General features: G+C 68.0%; 19 protein-coding genes. 18 read left to right on the forward strand and 1 reads right to left on the reverse strand.

The features are described 5' to 3' along the window. The 17 genes from K2Z83_RS12675 to K2Z83_RS12755 form a co-directional block, all read left to right on the forward strand. Positions 1–767: HD domain-containing phosphohydrolase (locus K2Z83_RS12675; protein ID WP_255603855.1), on the forward strand; the 767-nt coding region annotated here is incomplete at its 5' end. Continuing rightward, complete coding sequence (gene hypF, locus K2Z83_RS12680) at positions 764–3,187, forward strand: carbamoyltransferase HypF (protein WP_370650163.1); 2,424 nt, start codon at positions 764–766, stop codon at positions 3,185–3,187. The genes K2Z83_RS12675 and hypF, both read left to right, overlap by 4 nt. A 72-nt stretch (positions 3,188–3,259) precedes the next feature. Next, complete coding sequence (locus tag K2Z83_RS12685) at positions 3,260–3,622, forward strand: hypothetical protein (protein WP_220595548.1); 363 nt, start codon at positions 3,260–3,262, stop codon at positions 3,620–3,622. 294 nt (positions 3,623–3,916) lie between these two features. Next, positions 3,917–4,636, forward strand: coding sequence for a 30S ribosomal protein S2 (gene rpsB, locus K2Z83_RS12690; protein ID WP_220595549.1), 720 nt, complete (start codon positions 3,917–3,919; stop codon positions 4,634–4,636). A 101-nt stretch (positions 4,637–4,737) separates the two neighbouring features. Then, positions 4,738–5,265: a translation elongation factor Ts gene (tsf, locus tag K2Z83_RS12695; RefSeq protein ID WP_220595550.1), complete on the forward strand. Its 528-nt coding sequence runs from the start codon at positions 4,738–4,740 to the stop codon at positions 5,263–5,265. A 77-nt stretch (positions 5,266–5,342) separates the two neighbouring features. Continuing rightward, positions 5,343–6,077, forward strand: coding sequence for a UMP kinase (pyrH, locus tag K2Z83_RS12700; RefSeq protein ID WP_220595551.1), 735 nt, complete (start codon positions 5,343–5,345; stop codon positions 6,075–6,077). After that, positions 6,077–6,634, forward strand: a complete 558-nt coding sequence (frr, locus tag K2Z83_RS12705) for a ribosome recycling factor (RefSeq protein ID WP_220595552.1) — start codon at positions 6,077–6,079, stop codon at positions 6,632–6,634. The genes pyrH and frr overlap by 1 nt, the downstream gene beginning before the upstream one ends. 102 nt (positions 6,635–6,736) lie before the next feature. Beyond that, on the forward strand, positions 6,737–7,465 hold the full coding sequence (locus K2Z83_RS12710) for an isoprenyl transferase (RefSeq protein ID WP_220595553.1): 729 nt from the start codon (positions 6,737–6,739) through the stop codon (positions 7,463–7,465). Continuing rightward, positions 7,419–8,312 carry a phosphatidate cytidylyltransferase gene (locus tag K2Z83_RS12715; RefSeq protein ID WP_220595554.1) on the forward strand — a complete coding sequence of 298 codons (894 nt, stop codon included), beginning with the start codon at positions 7,419–7,421 and terminating at the stop codon, positions 8,310–8,312. Before K2Z83_RS12710 ends, K2Z83_RS12715 begins: the two co-directional genes overlap by 47 nt. Before the next feature lie 120 nt (positions 8,313–8,432). Next, positions 8,433–9,617, forward strand: coding sequence for an RIP metalloprotease (locus K2Z83_RS12720; RefSeq protein WP_220595555.1), 1,185 nt, complete (start codon positions 8,433–8,435; stop codon positions 9,615–9,617). Between the two features lie 37 nt (positions 9,618–9,654). Then, positions 9,655–9,870: a hypothetical protein gene (locus tag K2Z83_RS12725; protein WP_220595556.1), complete on the forward strand. Its 216-nt coding sequence runs from the start codon at positions 9,655–9,657 to the stop codon at positions 9,868–9,870. Positions 9,871–9,928: 58 nt separating this feature from the next. Continuing rightward, entirely contained in the window at positions 9,929–10,441 is a 513-nt protein-coding gene (gene cas4, locus K2Z83_RS12730; protein WP_220595557.1) for a CRISPR-associated protein Cas4, read from the forward strand. A gap of 29 nt (positions 10,442–10,470) precedes the next feature. Continuing rightward, positions 10,471–10,713 (forward strand): hypothetical protein, encoded by a 243-nt coding sequence (locus K2Z83_RS12735; protein WP_220595558.1) that lies wholly within the window; start codon positions 10,471–10,473, stop codon positions 10,711–10,713. A 2-nt stretch (positions 10,714–10,715) separates the two neighbouring features. Next, positions 10,716–11,045, forward strand: coding sequence for a hypothetical protein (locus K2Z83_RS12740; RefSeq protein ID WP_220595559.1), 330 nt, complete (start codon positions 10,716–10,718; stop codon positions 11,043–11,045). A gap of 219 nt (positions 11,046–11,264) precedes the next feature. Continuing rightward, entirely contained in the window at positions 11,265–12,176 is a 912-nt protein-coding gene (locus K2Z83_RS12745) for a S1C family serine protease (protein WP_220595560.1), read from the forward strand. Between the two features lie 4 nt (positions 12,177–12,180). Next, positions 12,181–12,789, forward strand: coding sequence for a S1C family serine protease (locus K2Z83_RS12750; protein WP_220595561.1), 609 nt, complete (start codon positions 12,181–12,183; stop codon positions 12,787–12,789). 63 nt (positions 12,790–12,852) lie between these two features. Beyond that, positions 12,853–13,443: a response regulator transcription factor gene (locus K2Z83_RS12755; protein ID WP_220595562.1), complete on the forward strand. Its 591-nt coding sequence runs from the start codon at positions 12,853–12,855 to the stop codon at positions 13,441–13,443. A gap of 6 nt (positions 13,444–13,449) precedes the next feature. On the opposite strand, the gene K2Z83_RS12760 is transcribed toward K2Z83_RS12755, so the two are convergent. After that, positions 13,450–14,052 (reverse strand): TetR/AcrR family transcriptional regulator, encoded by a 603-nt coding sequence (locus K2Z83_RS12760; RefSeq protein ID WP_220595563.1) that lies wholly within the window; start codon positions 14,050–14,052, stop codon positions 13,450–13,452. Between the two features lie 202 nt (positions 14,053–14,254). Between K2Z83_RS12760 and K2Z83_RS12765 the strand changes: the two genes are divergently transcribed. Beyond that, the coding region (locus tag K2Z83_RS12765) for an LON peptidase substrate-binding domain-containing protein (RefSeq protein WP_220595564.1) at positions 14,255–15,012 on the forward strand (758 nt) is incomplete at its 3' end.

Here is a 15,012-nt window from a genome sequence, read left to right on the forward strand (position 1 = left end):
ATACGATCCTGGACGGGCAGGTCTGGTACGGCACGATGGTGAACCGGCGCAAGGACGGGTCGCTCTACGAGGAGGAGCAGACGATCACCCCCGTGCGCAGCCCGTCGGGAGCGATCATCCGCTTTATCGCGATCAAGCAGGATGTCAGCGACCGTCGCCACCACGAGCGCGAGGTCCATCAGGCGAACGTGGCGCTCAGGGAGGCCTACGACGCCACGATCACCGGCTGGTCGCAGGCGCTTGAGCTGCGCGATAAGGAGACGGAGGGGCACAGCCGGCGCGTCACGATGCTGACCATGAACCTCGCCGTCGCCATGGGCGTCCCCGATGAGGAGCTTGAGCACATCCGCCGCGGCGCGCTGCTCCACGATATCGGCAAGATGGGCGTGCCCGACGCGATCCTGCTCAAGCCGGGGCCGCTCACCGACGCCGAGTGGGCCCAGATGCGGATGCACCCGGTGTACGCCTACGATCTGCTCCACAAGATCACCTTCCTCAGCCCGGCCATGGCCATCCCCATCTCCCACCACGAGCGCTGGGACGGCAAGGGCTACCCGGCCGGCCTCAAGGGCGCGGCGATCCCGCTCGCGGCGCGGATCTTCGCCGTGGTAGATGTGTGGGACGCCCTGACGAATGATCGCCCCTACCGGCCCGCCTGGCCAATGAGCAAGGCCCGCGCCTACCTCGCCGAGCAGGCCGGCGTACACTTCGACCCGGCGGTGGTCGAGGCCTTCCTCGCGCATATCGATGCGTGGTCGGCCCTGTGAGCGACGCGCTGACCGAGCCGCCGCCCGCCGGGCTGGACGTCCTCGTGCGCGGCGCCGTCCAGGGCGTCGGCTTCCGCCCCTTCGTCTACCGGCTCGCCCAGGAGATCGGCCTGGATGGATGGGTGCTCAATGGCACCGGCGGCGTGTCGATCGAGCTCGACGGGCCGCCGGCGGGCCTGGAGCTGTTCCTGCGCCGCCTGCGCGACGAGGCCCCGCCGCGGGCGCTGATCGTCGATCTGGAGGCCGCCTGGCGTGCGCCCCACGGCCACCGGGGCTTCCACATCCGCCTCAGCGACGGCGGCGGCCCCCGCACCACGCTCATCTTGCCGGACACCGCCACCTGCCCCGAGTGTCTGGCCGAGACGCTCGACCAGGATAACCGCCGCTTCGGCTACGCCTTCACCAACTGCACCAACTGCGGCCCGCGCTTCTCGATCATCACCGCGCTGCCCTACGACCGGCCGAACACCACGATGCGTGGCTTCGCGCTCTGCCCCGCCTGCCTGGCGGAGTATGAGCACCCGGCCGACCGCCGCTTCCACGCCCAGCCGAACGCCTGCCCGGTCTGCGGGCCGAGGCTGGAGTATCGGGGGTTGGGGGTTGGGGGTTGGGGGTTGGGGGTTGGCAGTGCTAACCCTCAACGAACTCCTACACCCCACATCCCAGCCCCCAGCTCACCACTGGCGATGGCCGCGTCCGCCCTGCGCCAGGGCCAGATCGTGGCTGTCAAGGGCCTCGGCGGCTACCAGCTGATGGTCGACCCGCGTAGCGCCGAGGCCGTGGCCCGCCTGCGCGACCGCAAGGCCCGCCCCGAGAAGCCGCTGGCCCTGATCGCCCGCGACCTGGCCCAGGCCGCCGAGATCGTGCAGGTAGACGATGCCGCCGCGGCCCTGCTCAGCTCGGCCGAGGCGCCGATCGTGCTGCTGCCCCGCCGCGCCGACGGGGCCTTCCCCATCGCGCCCGAGGTGGCCCCCGGCAGCCCCTACCTCGGCGTGATGCTGCCATGCGCGCCGCTACACCACCTGCTGCTGCGCGCCATCGACTTCCCGCTGGTGGCCACCAGCGGCAACCTGAGCGATGAGCCGATCTGCATCGGCGAGGAGGACGCCGCCCGGCGGCTCGGCCAGATCGCCGACGCCTTCCTTGCCCACGACCGACCGATCGCGCGACATATCGACGACAGCGTGGCGACCTTTATGGCCGGTGCCCCGCGCCTACTGCGCCGCGCCCGCGGCTACGCGCCGCTGCCCGTGGCCCTGCCCGCCGAGGCGCCCTGCATCCTCGCCGTCGGCCCCCAGCTCAAGAACACCGTCGCCCTCAGCGTCGGCAGGCAGGCCTTCATCTCCCAGCATATCGGCGACCTGAGCACGATGGAGGCGGTCAGCGCCTTCGAGCGGGTGATCGCCGACTTCCTGCGGCTCTATGAGGCCAGGCCGGAGATCGTCGCCCACGACCTGCACCCCGACTATGTGAGCAGCCACTTCGCCCGCAGGGCATCGCTGGCCCCCGGCGCGAGGCGGGTGGCCGTGCAGCACCACCACGCCCACTTCGCCGCCTGCCTGGCCGAGCACCACGCCGCCGGCCCGGCCCTGGGCGTGATCTGGGACGGCACCGGGTACGGCGTGGGCGGCACGATCTGGGGGGGCGAGTTTCTACTTGGCGATGCGTCCGGCAGCCGGCGCGTGGCCTACCTGAGGCCCTTCCGCCTGCCCGGCGGCGACGCGGCGGTGCGCGAGCCGGCCCGCGTGGCCGTAGCCCTGCTGATGGAGATCTTCGGCAAGGGCATCTTTGAGCAAGATCACCTGGCCCCCGTGGCTCACTTCGACCAGACCCAGCGCGGCATCCTGGAGCGTATGATCTTCCAGGGGATCAACAGCCCACTCACCAGCAGCGCCGGCCGGCTCTTCGACGGCGTGGCCGCCCTGCTCGGCCTGCGCCAGCGGGTCAGCTTCGAGGGCCAGGCGGCGATCGCGCTTGAGCATCTGGCCGACCCCGGCGAGCGCGCGGCCTACGCGTTCGACATCCATTACGCGCAGGTGCCCGCCCCGCCCGCGCCCGCCGGCGGGGTGAGCTGCGTCGCCGAGCCGCTGATCGTCGACTGGGCTTCGGCCATCGTCGCGCTGCTGAACGACATGAAGCGCGGCGTCGAGCCGGCCAGAGCCGCCGCCCGCTTCCACAACGGGGCCATCGCCGCGATCACCGAGGTCGCCGGCCTGCTCGGCGTCGAGCAGATCGCCCTCAGCGGCGGCTGCTTCCAGAACCGCCTGCTCGCCGAGGGCGCCATCGCACAGCTGGGGGCGGCCGGCCGCCGCGCCCTGCTGCCCCGGCTCGTCCCCGCCAACGATGGCGGCGTCAGCTTTGGCCAAGTCGCCGCCGCTCAGGCGATGGCCGATTGCCCTACAGGCAAAATCGCAGTATGATACGACCAGAGCATCGCATACGCACAACGTGGCCGTTTTTGCATTCTGTACTCTGCGCAGAAGGAGCACCACATGAGCAATCGAGGGACTGGCCGCCAGAGGCGGCGTGATGAGATCATAGACACGGCAGAAGAAGTCATGACGAAGGTTGGCCGCCTGGGCTGGGGCGCGATGAGCCTGCCGATGCGGCTGCTACCGAAGCAGTCGCGCGCCCACCTGCACAATGCGTTCCACGAGCTCAATCATGGGTTCGCCGGCCTGCCGAGGGAATTCGCCAAGGTCCTGAGCAACGGGATTGAGGGATGGGCGAGCGCCGACGAGCCGGCCCATGCCCGAATTACCGTAGAGATCGCCGACGCACCAGCTGTGCCGGTGGCCGGCCAGGAGCCCGACTACGACAGCGCCATGGCCGCGATCAAGCGCGTGCTGGGGTAGGGAGGGAGTGCTCCGCTGGGGGGCGTCCGTTGGTGCGTCGCGTGCGGCGGCCCTCACGATCGCAGCGCGCCCGGTGCCATCTTTCGTTATTTCTTATGTCAATACAAAGCCCAGGGCGCATAGGTTGCCGCGCCCTGGGCTTTGTGCTATACTGCCCGGCGGTGTGTTTCACACGCCAAATACACACACCCACCAAGGGTACTCACTCCTGCCGGCAGCGCCGGCCCGAGTGCCGAGATTGGGGGTGGCGGATGGCATCGACCATACACTAAGGAAGCGAGAGGCAGAACAACAATGACCCAGGCAAGCACACGCGTCGTTTCGATCAAGGCGCTCCTTGAGGCGGGCGCCCACTTCGGCCACCAGACGAACCGCTGGAACCCGAAGATGCGGCCCTACATCTTCACCGCCCGCAACGGGATCCACATCATCGACCTCCAGAAGACGATCTCCGGCGTCACGTCGGCCTACCGCTTCGTCGCCGATCTGACGGCCCGCGGCGAGAAGATCCTCTTCGTCGGCACCAAGAAGCAGGCCCAGGAGGCCGTGGTCGAGGAGGCTGGCCGCGCGGGGCAGTACTACATCACCCAGCGCTGGCTCGGCGGCACCCTGACGAACTTCTCCACCATCCGCGCCCGGCTCAAGCGCCTCTCCGACCTGGAGGGTCAGCGTGACCGGGGCGACTTCTCGCGGCTGACCAAGGCCGAGGGGCTGAAGCTCGAGGAGGAGATCGGCAAGCTCAACCGGGTCTTCGGCGGCATCAAGACGATGGATCGCCTCCCCGGCGCCCTCTTCATCATCGACCCGCACAAGGAGAGCCTCGCCGTCCAGGAGGCTGCGAAGGTCGGCGTGCCCGTGGTGGCGATGGTAGACACGAACTGCGACCCGGATCAGATCGACTATGTGATCCCCTGCAACGATGACGCGATCCGCGGCATCCGCCTGATGACCAGCAAGATGGCCGACGCCGCCCAGGAGGGCATCGATCGCCGCCAGTCGGCACACGATCTCTAGCGCGTCTGTTGTCGGAGGGGGTTCTGAGGAGGGCTACGCCCTCCTCAAAGCCCTCCCGCATATGTTCGGCACACTACACACAACTATATAAGGAGAGGGTCGTGGCTGTTTCTATCGAGCTTGTGAAGGAGCTCCGCGAGCGCACGGGCGCCGGCATCAAGGACTGCAAAGACATCCTTGAGCAGACGGAGGGCAATATCAATAAGGCGATCGACATCCTGCGCGAGCGCGGGATCGAGGCCGCAGCCAAGAAGTCCACCCGCGAGGCGAAAGAGGGCCTGATCGGCGTCTACGTCCACTACGGCTCGCGCATCGTCGGGATGGTCGAGCTCAACTGCGAGACGGACTTCGTCGGGCGCACCGAGGAGTTCGGCAGCCTGGCCAACGCCCTCGCCCAGCACGTCGTCGCCCTCAACCCGCGCTACATCAGCGAAGATGAGGTGACGGATGCGGATGTGACCGAGAGCGGCCTGACCCGCGAGAACTTTGTCAAGGAGAGCGTGCTCCTCGCGCAGCCCTTCGTCAAGGACGCCTCGCGCACGATCGAGGAGAAGCTCAAGGAGGCGATCGCCAAGCTGGGTGAGAATATTATCGTCCGCCGCTTCGTGCGCTACGAGGTTGGCGCCTAAGAACAGGGGCGGGGGTCGGGATGTAGGTGGTAGGTCAGCCCTGCTGCTGCTCCTGACCCCTGCCCTCTTCATATCCTATGCAAGAGCCAAAATATCGGCGGATCCTGATCAAGCTGAGCGGCGAGCAGATCAAGGGCGATGACGGCGAGAGCGTCAGCTATGAGATGCTCGACTTCCTCGCCCAGGAGATCGAGAAGGTTATCCGGCACGGGGTTGAGGTCGCCGTCGTGATCGGCGGCGGGAACATCTGGCGCGGCAACCAGTCGATCGAGCGGGGCATGGACACCGCCCAGTCGCACTATATGGGTATGCTGGCCACGGTGATCAACGCCCTGGCGATGCAGGATGTTCTGGAGCGCCACGGCCTGGACACCCGCGCGATGACGGCGCTGAAGATGGACGAGGTGGCCGAGCCCTACATCCGCCGGCGGGCGACGCGCCATATGGAGAAGGGCCGCGTGGTGATCTTTGGCGGCGGCACCGGCAACCCCTACTTCACCACCGACTCGGCGGCGGCCCTGCGGGCGGCCGAGGTCCACGCCGAGGTGATCTTGATGGCGAAGAACGGCGTCGATGGGATCTATAGCGCCGACCCGCGGCGCAACCCTGAGGCCACCCGCTTCGACCACATCACCTATCTGGAGACTCTCAACCGCGGGCTTGCAGTGATGGACAGCACCGCACTCACGTTCTGCATGGATAATAATATTCCGATTATCGTCTTCAACGCCCTCGATGCGGGCACGATCGAGCGGATCGTGATGGGCGAGCGCGTGGGCACGCTGGTGAGCAACGATCTAGGAGGCGCGTGATGATCAACGATGTCTTGAACGAGTTCGATGCGAGCATGAAGAAGGCCACCGAGGCGCTCAAGCATAACCTCGCGACGATCCGCACCGGCCGCGCCTCAACCGGCATGGTCGAACATATGCAGATTGACGCCTATGGCGCGCCGATGCCGCTCAACCAGCTGGCCAACATCAGCGTTCCCGAGTCTCGCCTGATCGTCATCCAGCCCTACGATAACACCATGATCAAGGTGATCGAGAAGGCCATCCAGAACTCGGACCTCGGGATCAACCCGAGCAACGACGGCCGCCTGATCCGCCTCGCCGTGCCGCAGCTCACCGAGGAGCGCCGCCGCGAGATGGTCAAGCACGTGCGCACCCGCGTCGAGGATGTGAAAGTCTCGGTGCGCAACCAGCGCCGCGAGGCGATCGATGACCTGAAGCAGCTTGAGGCCGAGAAGCTGATCAACGAGGACGACCTGCACCGTGGCCAGGAGCGCGTCCAGCAGCTCACCGACCGGGCCACCAAGGAGCTCGAGCAGATCGGCGCCGATAAAGAGGCGGAAGTTCTTGCCGTGTAACGCAGGTGCGCAACGCCCGACTATCGGCTATCGGCTGCGTGGCACCCATCACCGCGACGCAATAGCCTGTCGGCTATCGGCTATTGCAGATCAGAGAAGGCCATGAGCAGCACCGAGAGCCCGCTCGAAGGATTACCCATCCCGGCCCACATCGCCATCATTATGGATGGGAATGGGCGCTGGGCGAAGCAGCGCGGCCAGCCGCGCATGGCCGGACATCGCGCAGGGACGGAGAATATCCGCAGCATTGTCAGTGAGTGCAACACCCTCGGGGTGCGCTACCTGACGATCTACGCCTTCTCGACCGAGAACTGGAGCCGGCCATCCCTGGAGGTCCAGGGCCTCATGCAGATCCTGGGCGACTTCATCGACCGCGAGACGAAGAACCTCCACGAGCAGCACGTGCGGCTGCGCCACCTTGGCCGGCTCGAAGGCCTCAGCCCGCGCCTGCGCCGCAAGGTGCAGCACGCGATCGAGCTGACCCAGCACAATACCGGCCTGACCCTGGCCGTCGCCTTTAACTATGGCGGCCGCGCCGATATTGTCGACGCGGTGCGCGGCCTCGTCGCGCAGGGGGTCAGCCTCGATAAGATCGATGAGCAGCTGATCAGCGATCATCTGTATACTGCCACGATGCCGGACCCCGACATTGTGATCCGCACCAGCGGCGAGCGGCGCATCTCGAACTTTATGATCTGGCAGGCGGCCTACAGCGAGTACTGGTTCACCCCGGTGCTCTGGCCCGACTTCCGCCCCGAACATATTCATCAGGCAATACGAGATTATGGACGGCGCGAACGCCGCTTCGGCGGACTCACCGAGCAGAGCTAGCTCCCTGGCGCTCCGCGTCGCCAGCGTCAGTGTCCTGATCCCGATCGTGGTCGCCGCCGCCTGGTGGTACTGGTCAACGACGATCCTGGTTGGGCTCTGCATTGTGCTGGGCGTCGTCGAGCTCAACGGGATCATACGGCGCGGCGGCTATACGCCGCGGACGCCGGTTGGCCTTGCCGTCGGGCTGCTGGTCTGCGCGGCCACCGCCTTCCAGCCCAGCACCTCGCTTGACCTCAGCGGGGCCGCTATCGGGCTCTCGATCCTGATCAGCCTGGCCTACGAGCTGCTGCCGCGCGACCGCAGCGACAGCCTGATCAGCTGGGCGCTCACCTTCAGCGGGGCCTACTACATCGGCGGGCTGCTCAGCTACTTCATCCTGATCGGCCAGCTCGACACACCCCTGCGCGGCGGCTGGCTCGCCATGCTGCATATCCCACCCGGGACCTCGTGGATCTTCCTCGTCCTCGCCGTGACCTGGCTGCAGGACACGGCGGCCTACTTCGTGGGGCGGGCCTTCGGCCGGCATAAGATGGCCCCCATCCTTAGCCCGAAGAAGAGCTGGGAGGGCGCCGCCGGCGGGTTCGTCACCTCGATCCTCAGCGCCCTGCTCGCCGTGGCAATCCTCGGCCTGCCGATCGGCTACGCCGACGCCGCCCTGATCGGCGCCGCAGCCGGCGTGGCCGGCCCCCTGGGCGACCTCGTCGAGTCGCTGATCAAGCGCCAGATCGGGATCAAGGACTCAGGCCAGCTCATCCCCGGCCACGGCGGGATCCTCGACCGGATCGACTCGCTGCTCTTCACGGCGCCGGTGATCTACTACCTGATTCTGTTGACACTCGGATCCTGATCAGGTACACTTTATGGGTCAACGGGCAGAGGCGGGCGCATGCCCGCCTCACGTGTTATACGGCGGGAAACGCTCAGGGCAGCGCCCCTGAACACCCCCATAGGCAGCGGAGCACCCTTCATGGCCCATACACTTCTTGTCGCCGCCCTCGCGCCAGCCGCCCAGGCCGCCCAGAACACCAGCAGCAACCCGGTCATCGCGATCGGCGCCTTCCTGCTGATGCTGGCCCTGCTGGTGATCGTCCACGAGCTCGGGCACTTCCTCACCGCGATCTGGATGGGAATCAAGGTCGAGGAGTTTGGCATCGGCTACCCGCCCCGCGCCCTGGTAATGTTTGAGCGCGGCGGCGTGAAATATACGCTTAACTGGCTGCCCCTCGGCGGGTTCGTCCGCTTCGCCAACGACAGCGAGGGGCAGGATAGCCTCTACGGGGCTGGCGGCAGCCTGGCCGCCGCCCCGCCCTGGCGCAAGATCCTGGTGATGGTCGCCGGCCCGCTAATGAACCTCGTCCTGGCAATGTTCATCTTTGCGGTGATCTTTATGATCCAGGGGGTGCCCACGCCCACGGGCGGACAGGATATCGGCGCGGTCTTCCCCGACACCCCGGCCGCCGCGGCCGGATTCCAGGCCGGCGATGAGCTTATCCGCCTTGATGGCAAGGAGCTGAGCGACAGCTCGCTGATCCCGGCGACCGCCCAGGCCAGCGGGGGCCGCGCCCTGGAGGCGGTGGTGCTTCGTGATGGCCAGGAGATCACGCTGCAGGTGACGCCCGGACCATGGACGGGACCTGACGGCACGAGCTTCAAGCTCGGCTTCGGGTTCAGCTACTCCCAGCATATCGTCCGCGAGCCGGTGAACCCGGCGGTGGCGGTCGTGAGCGGCGTCACCGAGAGCCTAAACCTCACCGGCCAGATGCTGAAGTCGCTGGCCTCGCTGCCGGCCTCGATCGCCGGGATCTTCTCCTCCACTCCCTCGCCGGCCGGCGAGCCGATCGGGCCGGTGGGCATCGCCCGGGCCACCGGCGAGGTGATCCAGCAGCCCGGCGGCTTCCTGGCCTTCTGGAACCTGACGGCCATCCTCAGCCTGAACCTCTTCCTGCTGAACCTGCTGCCCATCCCCGCCCTCGACGGCAGCCACATCATCTTCGCCGTGGTCGAGATGCTGCGCGGCGGCAAGAAGGTGCCCCCGGAGAAGGAGGCGCTCGTCCACGCCCTGGGCTTCGCCGCCCTGATGGGCCTGATGCTACTGATCACGGTGAATGATGTGATCAACGCCATCCAGGGCACCCCGGTGCTGGGGAATTAATCATCACTGAGGCGCTGAGGCACTGAGGCACTGAACGATGATCCGAGCCAGTGAGGTTGGCGAGTATGTGTACTGTGCGCGGGCCTGGTGGCTGCGCCGGGTGGCCGGCGAGACGCCTGCGGGACAGGAGCGGCGCGACCTCGGCACGCTCCGCCACGCCCGCCACAGCCGGGCGGTGGCGCTCAGCGGCGGGCTGATCTGGGCCGCCGGGATTCTGCTCACCGTGGGAGTTATGTTGTTGTTCCTCCGCTAGAATCATTGCAGATTGCAGATTGGCCAATCTGCAATCTGCAATCTGCAATCTGCACTGTATGACATCTCTTGCGGTTGTTTTGATCGCCCTCGCCCTCGCCGCGCTCATCCTGGCCATGCGCACCCGCGCCCGCACTGGGCTGCCCTGGGCGCCCGTGCGCGCCGATGACGCGCGGGCCGGCCGGGGTCTGGAGCGGGCGCTGGTGGCCCGGCGCTACGGGCTCAGCGGCAAGCCCGACTATATCATCGAGCGGGCCGGCCGCCAGATCCCGGTGGAGGTGAAGCCCGGCCGCCATGCCCCGCAGCCCTACGAGTCGGACCTGATGCAGCTCGCCGCCTACTGCCTGCTGATCGAGGAGACGAGCGGGAATGCCCCGCCCTATGGCATCCTGCGCTACGCCGAGGCCAGCTTCCAGCTCCGCTACACACCCGAGGTGCGCGCCGATCTGCTCGCGATCCTCGACGAGATGCGCGACCTGCTCAACGCCGAGGACGCCGAGCGCAGCCACAGCGAGCCGGGGCGCTGCGCCGGCTGTGGGTTCACGAGTGTCTGTGAGGATTCGCTTGCCTAGCCTCGCACGACGGGGAAAAGTGTGCTATCATGGTTCATCGCAACGATATTATTGTCAGGATCAACGAACGGCTCCGTGGGCAGATCAGCGACGCGGCACTGGCCGCGTGGGCGTTTGACCTCTTCTACGCCATCGAGCAGGGCGATGAGGAAGTTGCGGAGGCCGACAGCGATGTGGTCTCCGACGCCCTTGATGAGCTGATGTTCGCCGACGAAGAGCCCTTTGCGCTGGGCGACGCCGACCTTCACCGGCTGCTTGCCCGGCTCGGGTAGCCATGAAGATCCGCCAACACCCGCGCATGCGCGACATCATCGTCGGTGATGAGGTCTACTCCTACCAGCAGAATCTCTTCGCCCGCGTCGCCGATGTGTTCCCCGCCGCCGTCTGCGTGAAGATCGGCATCCTCTCCCTCGACGACCACCTCGAGATCACGCTCTCACCACAGCTCTGGCGCGCCGAAGATATCGAGAACCTCTCGGTGTGCCGCTACTGCGGCAGCCGCGAGAATATCCGCGCCGAGGACGGCACCGGGATACCCTTCCGCGTCTGCGAGAGCTGTAGCCCGGTCGATGAGGCCTCGCAGGCGGCTGTCGCAGACGCCTAGAATAGCGCGTGGAAGTGCCGAAAGCCGCCAGCTTCGCTGGCGGCTTTCGGCACTTCCACCACAAAATACGGAGAGAGGGCACCGCGCCAGCGGCGGAAGCACGGGCAGCGCCGCTACCCATTTGTGCAGGTGCGAGGCTAGCCGGCCCGGCGATGGCGCGGGAGGCCGCAGTGGGTATACTTGAGTCAGCGATCGTGCTGCACTGAAGGAGCGACCCCGATGAGCGATACATTGAGCGCGGCCGACCTGCTCGGCGCAATCTCGGCCCAGATGGCCGACGCGGTGGCCCGCGCGGCTGCGGCGATGGTGCAGGTGCGCGGCCGCCCGCGCCAGCCGGCCAGCGGCCTGGTCTACACCGCCGACCTGGTGCTCACCGCCGACCACGTGATCGAGCGGGATGAGGATCTGAGCGTGGAGACGCCCGACGGGCGGGCGCTGGCCGCGCAGCTGGTGGGCCGCGACCCGGCGAGCGACCTGGCCATGCTGCGGGTGGCCGACCTCGGCGTGGGGCCGGCGGCGTTCGCCGAGATCCCGGCGCGGGTCGGCCAGATCGTGCTGGCGGTGGGCCGGCCGCTTAGCGGCGGGCCGATGGCGAGCCTGGGCATCGTCAGCGCGCTGGGCGGCCCCCTGCGCTCGCGGCGCGGCGCCGTCCTTGAGCAGTTTATCCAGACCGACGCCACTCCCTACCCGGGCTTCTCCGGCGGCCCCCTGGCCGACTCGCAAGGCACCGTCGTGGGCGTGCTCACCACCGGACTGGCCGGCGGCGCGGCCCTGGCCGTGCCGGCCGCCCTCGCCCGCCGGGTGGCAGATAGCCTCGCCGGCCAAGGTTATGTCAAGCGCGGATTCCTCGGCATCAGCAGCCAGCCCGTCGAGCTGCCGGAGGGGCAGCGGGCCGGACTGAGCCAGGCCAGCGGCCTGCTGGTAGTGCGGGTCGAGCCGGGCAGCCCGGCCGCCGCCGGGGGCATGATCCTCGGCGATGTCCTCGTCAGCTTCGACGGGCACGCCGTGGCCGACACCGACGACCTCCAGGCCCTGCTCGTCGGCGAGCGGGTCGGCCGGGCCGTGCCGGCCCAGGTGATCCGCGGCGGCGCCCTGGCGAATCTCTCGATCACCGTGGGACAGCGGGGGTAATCCTATGACCATCGACACATACCCGCCGGCGACTATGCTCGGCGCGGCGGCGGCGGACCTCGCCGCCGGCGTGCTGCCCAGCGTCGTGCAGGTGCGCGGGCGCGGGCGCGGCCACGGCTCCGGCGTCGTCTGGCGCGACGGGGCCACGGTGATGACCAACTTCCACGTGGTGGACGGGCTGGGCGACGCCCTTGAGGTGCTGACCCTGGACAACCGCAGCCTCCCGGCGCGCCTGATCGCCGGCAATCCCCGGCTCGACCTGGCCTTGCTCGCGGTCGAGGGCGGCGACTTGCCGCCGGCGACCCTGGGCGACTCGGCCCGCCTGCGGGTGGGCGACCTGGTGTTCGCCGTGGGCAACCCCTGGGGCCAGCGCGGCGTGGTGACGGCCGGGATCGTCAGCGGGCTGGGCGATCTGGAGCGGCAGCACGGCGAGGAGCGGGCCACCTACATCCGATCCGACGTGCGCCTGGCCCCCGGCAACTCGGGCGGGCCGCTGATCAACGCCCAGGCCGAGATGATCGGCATCAACGCCATGATCTTTGGCGGCGACCTGTCGGTGGCCATCCCGAGCCACGTGGCCCTGGGATGGGCCGGGCGCATCCCGGCGATGTAGGGCCGAAGCAATTGACCGGCGCGCAGCGCGCCGGTCAATTGCTTCGGCCCTACAGGGGACAACATGACTCGTATCTTTATCATCGCGCCGACCCCGGCCCTGCGCGCGGGGCTGCGGGCGATCATCGCCGGACAGGATCTCGAGGTCGTTGGCGAGGCGGCGGGCGCGATCATCGCGCCCACCGCCGACGTGATCGTGGCCGCAGGGGACGACCCGGCGGCCACGGCGCGCGCCATGGCCCGCGACGAGGGGGCGGCCCTGGTACTGCTCAGCGACGACCTGCGTCTGGCCGGGGTGCTGCGCGACCTGCCCCTGCGCGGGTGGGCGATCATCCCGCCCGACGCGAGCGGCGAGGAGCTGCGGGCGGCGGCCATGGCGGCGGCGCAGGGGCTGGTGGCGCTGCCCCAGTCGATGGCCGGCCAGATCAGCAGCCCGCGATTGGCCGAGCCCCAGGGGGACCCGCTCACCGGCCGCGAGCTTGAGGTGCTGGCCCTGCTCAGCCAGGGGCTGCCGAACAAGCAGATCGCCGGGCGGCTCCAGATCAGCGAGCACACGGTGAAGTTCCACATCTCCTCGATCTTCACCAAGCTCAACGCGGCCAGCCGCACCGAGGCGGTGAGCATCGGCGCGCGCCAAGGGCTGATCGTCCTCTAGGCCGCCCTACACCGCCAGCCCGGCCGAGAGGAAGAGGATGACGTGGTCGGCGGCGGCCTCCACATCGTCGCCCACCAGCCGGCTGAGGTTCTGCACCGTGCGCGGGCTGAGAAGCTCCAGACAGATCGCTGCGAGCATGAGCGGATCGCCGTCGCGGACGCTACCCTGGCGCTGGCCGGAGGCGATCACGCGGGTGAGCAGCGCGTGGAGCGACGCGTAGAGGCCGGGGTGGTCGAGGTTGACCGGGGCATCGGCGGGGTTGGGACGCAGGTCGATCAGGGCGGCCTGGCGGGCGCTCTGGCGGTACTGCACCATGATGATCGCGCGCAGCTGCTCCAGCGGGTCGTGGGTATCATCGGCGGCCTGGGCTAGGCAGTGGCGCGTACTCTGGCAGACCGCCTCGCGCACCGCAGCGAAGAGCTGATCTTTACTGGGGAAGCGCCGGTAGATCGTGCCGACGCCGACGCCGGCCCGCTGGGCGATCTCCTCCATCTTCACGTCCGGGCCGCGCTCGGCGAACAGCTCCTGCGCCGCCTGGAGCACGCGCTCCATGTTACGCTGCACATCCCGCCGCTCGCGACGCTCGCCCGCTATCAGTTCCTCAGCCATCGCTGCGCTCCTCGCTCGCCACCATCCGGCGCAAGTATAGCATAGGCCAATACAAAGTGGAAGCGGCATTCCACTTCCGTCGCCCATCTGTTAGAGCTGCGCTAGAATCTTCCCTCCTCCATTGACAAGCCGGGATAACAGTTCCATAATACTTTTAACGCGGAATGATCATTCCGCTTTCAATGAACGGAGCAGCACACCGATGAGTGAGCCCATTCAGATCTCAGAGCACCCTGATGTCCCGCAGACCCTGCCGCTGATCGCCCTCGACGGCGCGGTGGTCTTCCCCTATACCGTGATCAGCCTGAGCCTTGAGGACGCCATGCTCCCGGCGGTCGAGGCGGCCATGAAGGCCGACCGGCAGCTCCTGCTGGTGGCCCGCCGCCCCGACGCCGACGAGTCGGCGCCCCTGCGCGAGCAGCTCTTCGACATCGGAGTCATCGCCCGGATCGAGCAGTCCGGCATGCTCCCCGGCGGCGTGAGCGGCGTCGTCGTGCGCGGGATGGTGCGCGCCGAGATCGGGGCGCAGGCTGAGGAGGATGGCCCCCCGCGCTTCGCCTTCACCCGCCGCCCCGACGTGATCGTCAACACCCCTGAGCTACAGTCGTTGATCGTCGAGACCCGCGCCACCATCGACACCGTGCTCGACCTACGCCCCGGCATCTCGCAGGAGATCCGCAACTTCGTGCGCTCGATCGAGGACCCCGGCCACCTGGCCGACAACACCGGCTACTCGCCGGACTACACCTTCGCCGAGCGCCAGGATCTGCTTGAAACGATCGATATCATGGCCCGGCTCAGCAAGGTGCGCGACTTCTACCACAAGCAGGTGGCCGTGCTAGAGGTGCAGTCCCGCCTGCGCCAGGAGGTTCAGGAGAGCGCGGCCAAGCAGCAGCGCGAGTTCTACCTGCGCCAGCAGATGCGCGCCATCCAGAAGGAGCTCGGCGAGGACGACGCCGA

Origin of the sequence: Oscillochloris sp. ZM17-4 (assembly GCF_019599295.1) — a bacterium.
Taxonomy (GTDB): domain Bacteria; phylum Chloroflexota; class Chloroflexia; order Chloroflexales; family Chloroflexaceae; genus Oscillochloris.

What these genes read in the sequence shown, in the direction of transcription:
- K2Z83_RS12685 (WP_220595548.1), top strand. Translation starts at nt 3,260, where the DNA reads ATGAGCAATCGAGGGACTGGCCGCCAGAGGCGGCGTGATGAGATCATA.
- rpsB (WP_220595549.1), top strand. Translation starts at nt 3,917, where the DNA reads ATGACCCAGGCAAGCACACGCGTCGTTTCGATCAAGGCGCTCCTTGAG.
- pyrH (WP_220595551.1), top strand. Translation starts at nt 5,343, where the DNA reads ATGCAAGAGCCAAAATATCGGCGGATCCTGATCAAGCTGAGCGGCGAG.
- frr (WP_220595552.1), top strand. Translation starts at nt 6,077, where the DNA reads ATGATCAACGATGTCTTGAACGAGTTCGATGCGAGCATGAAGAAGGCC.
- K2Z83_RS12710 (WP_220595553.1), top strand. Translation starts at nt 6,737, where the DNA reads ATGAGCAGCACCGAGAGCCCGCTCGAAGGATTACCCATCCCGGCCCAC.
- K2Z83_RS12715 (WP_220595554.1), top strand. Translation starts at nt 7,419, where the DNA reads ATGGACGGCGCGAACGCCGCTTCGGCGGACTCACCGAGCAGAGCTAGC.
- K2Z83_RS12720 (WP_220595555.1), top strand. Translation starts at nt 8,433, where the DNA reads ATGGCCCATACACTTCTTGTCGCCGCCCTCGCGCCAGCCGCCCAGGCC.
- K2Z83_RS12725 (WP_220595556.1), top strand. Translation starts at nt 9,655, where the DNA reads ATGATCCGAGCCAGTGAGGTTGGCGAGTATGTGTACTGTGCGCGGGCC.
- cas4 (WP_220595557.1), top strand. Translation starts at nt 9,929, where the DNA reads ATGACATCTCTTGCGGTTGTTTTGATCGCCCTCGCCCTCGCCGCGCTC.
- K2Z83_RS12735 (WP_220595558.1), top strand. Translation starts at nt 10,471, where the DNA reads ATGGTTCATCGCAACGATATTATTGTCAGGATCAACGAACGGCTCCGT.
- K2Z83_RS12740 (WP_220595559.1), top strand. Translation starts at nt 10,716, where the DNA reads ATGAAGATCCGCCAACACCCGCGCATGCGCGACATCATCGTCGGTGAT.
- K2Z83_RS12745 (WP_220595560.1), top strand. Translation starts at nt 11,265, where the DNA reads ATGAGCGATACATTGAGCGCGGCCGACCTGCTCGGCGCAATCTCGGCC.
- K2Z83_RS12750 (WP_220595561.1), top strand. Translation starts at nt 12,181, where the DNA reads ATGACCATCGACACATACCCGCCGGCGACTATGCTCGGCGCGGCGGCG.
- K2Z83_RS12755 (WP_220595562.1), top strand. Translation starts at nt 12,853, where the DNA reads ATGACTCGTATCTTTATCATCGCGCCGACCCCGGCCCTGCGCGCGGGG.
- K2Z83_RS12760 (WP_220595563.1), bottom strand. Translation starts at nt 14,052, where the DNA reads ATGGCTGAGGAACTGATAGCGGGCGAGCGTCGCGAGCGGCGGGATGTG.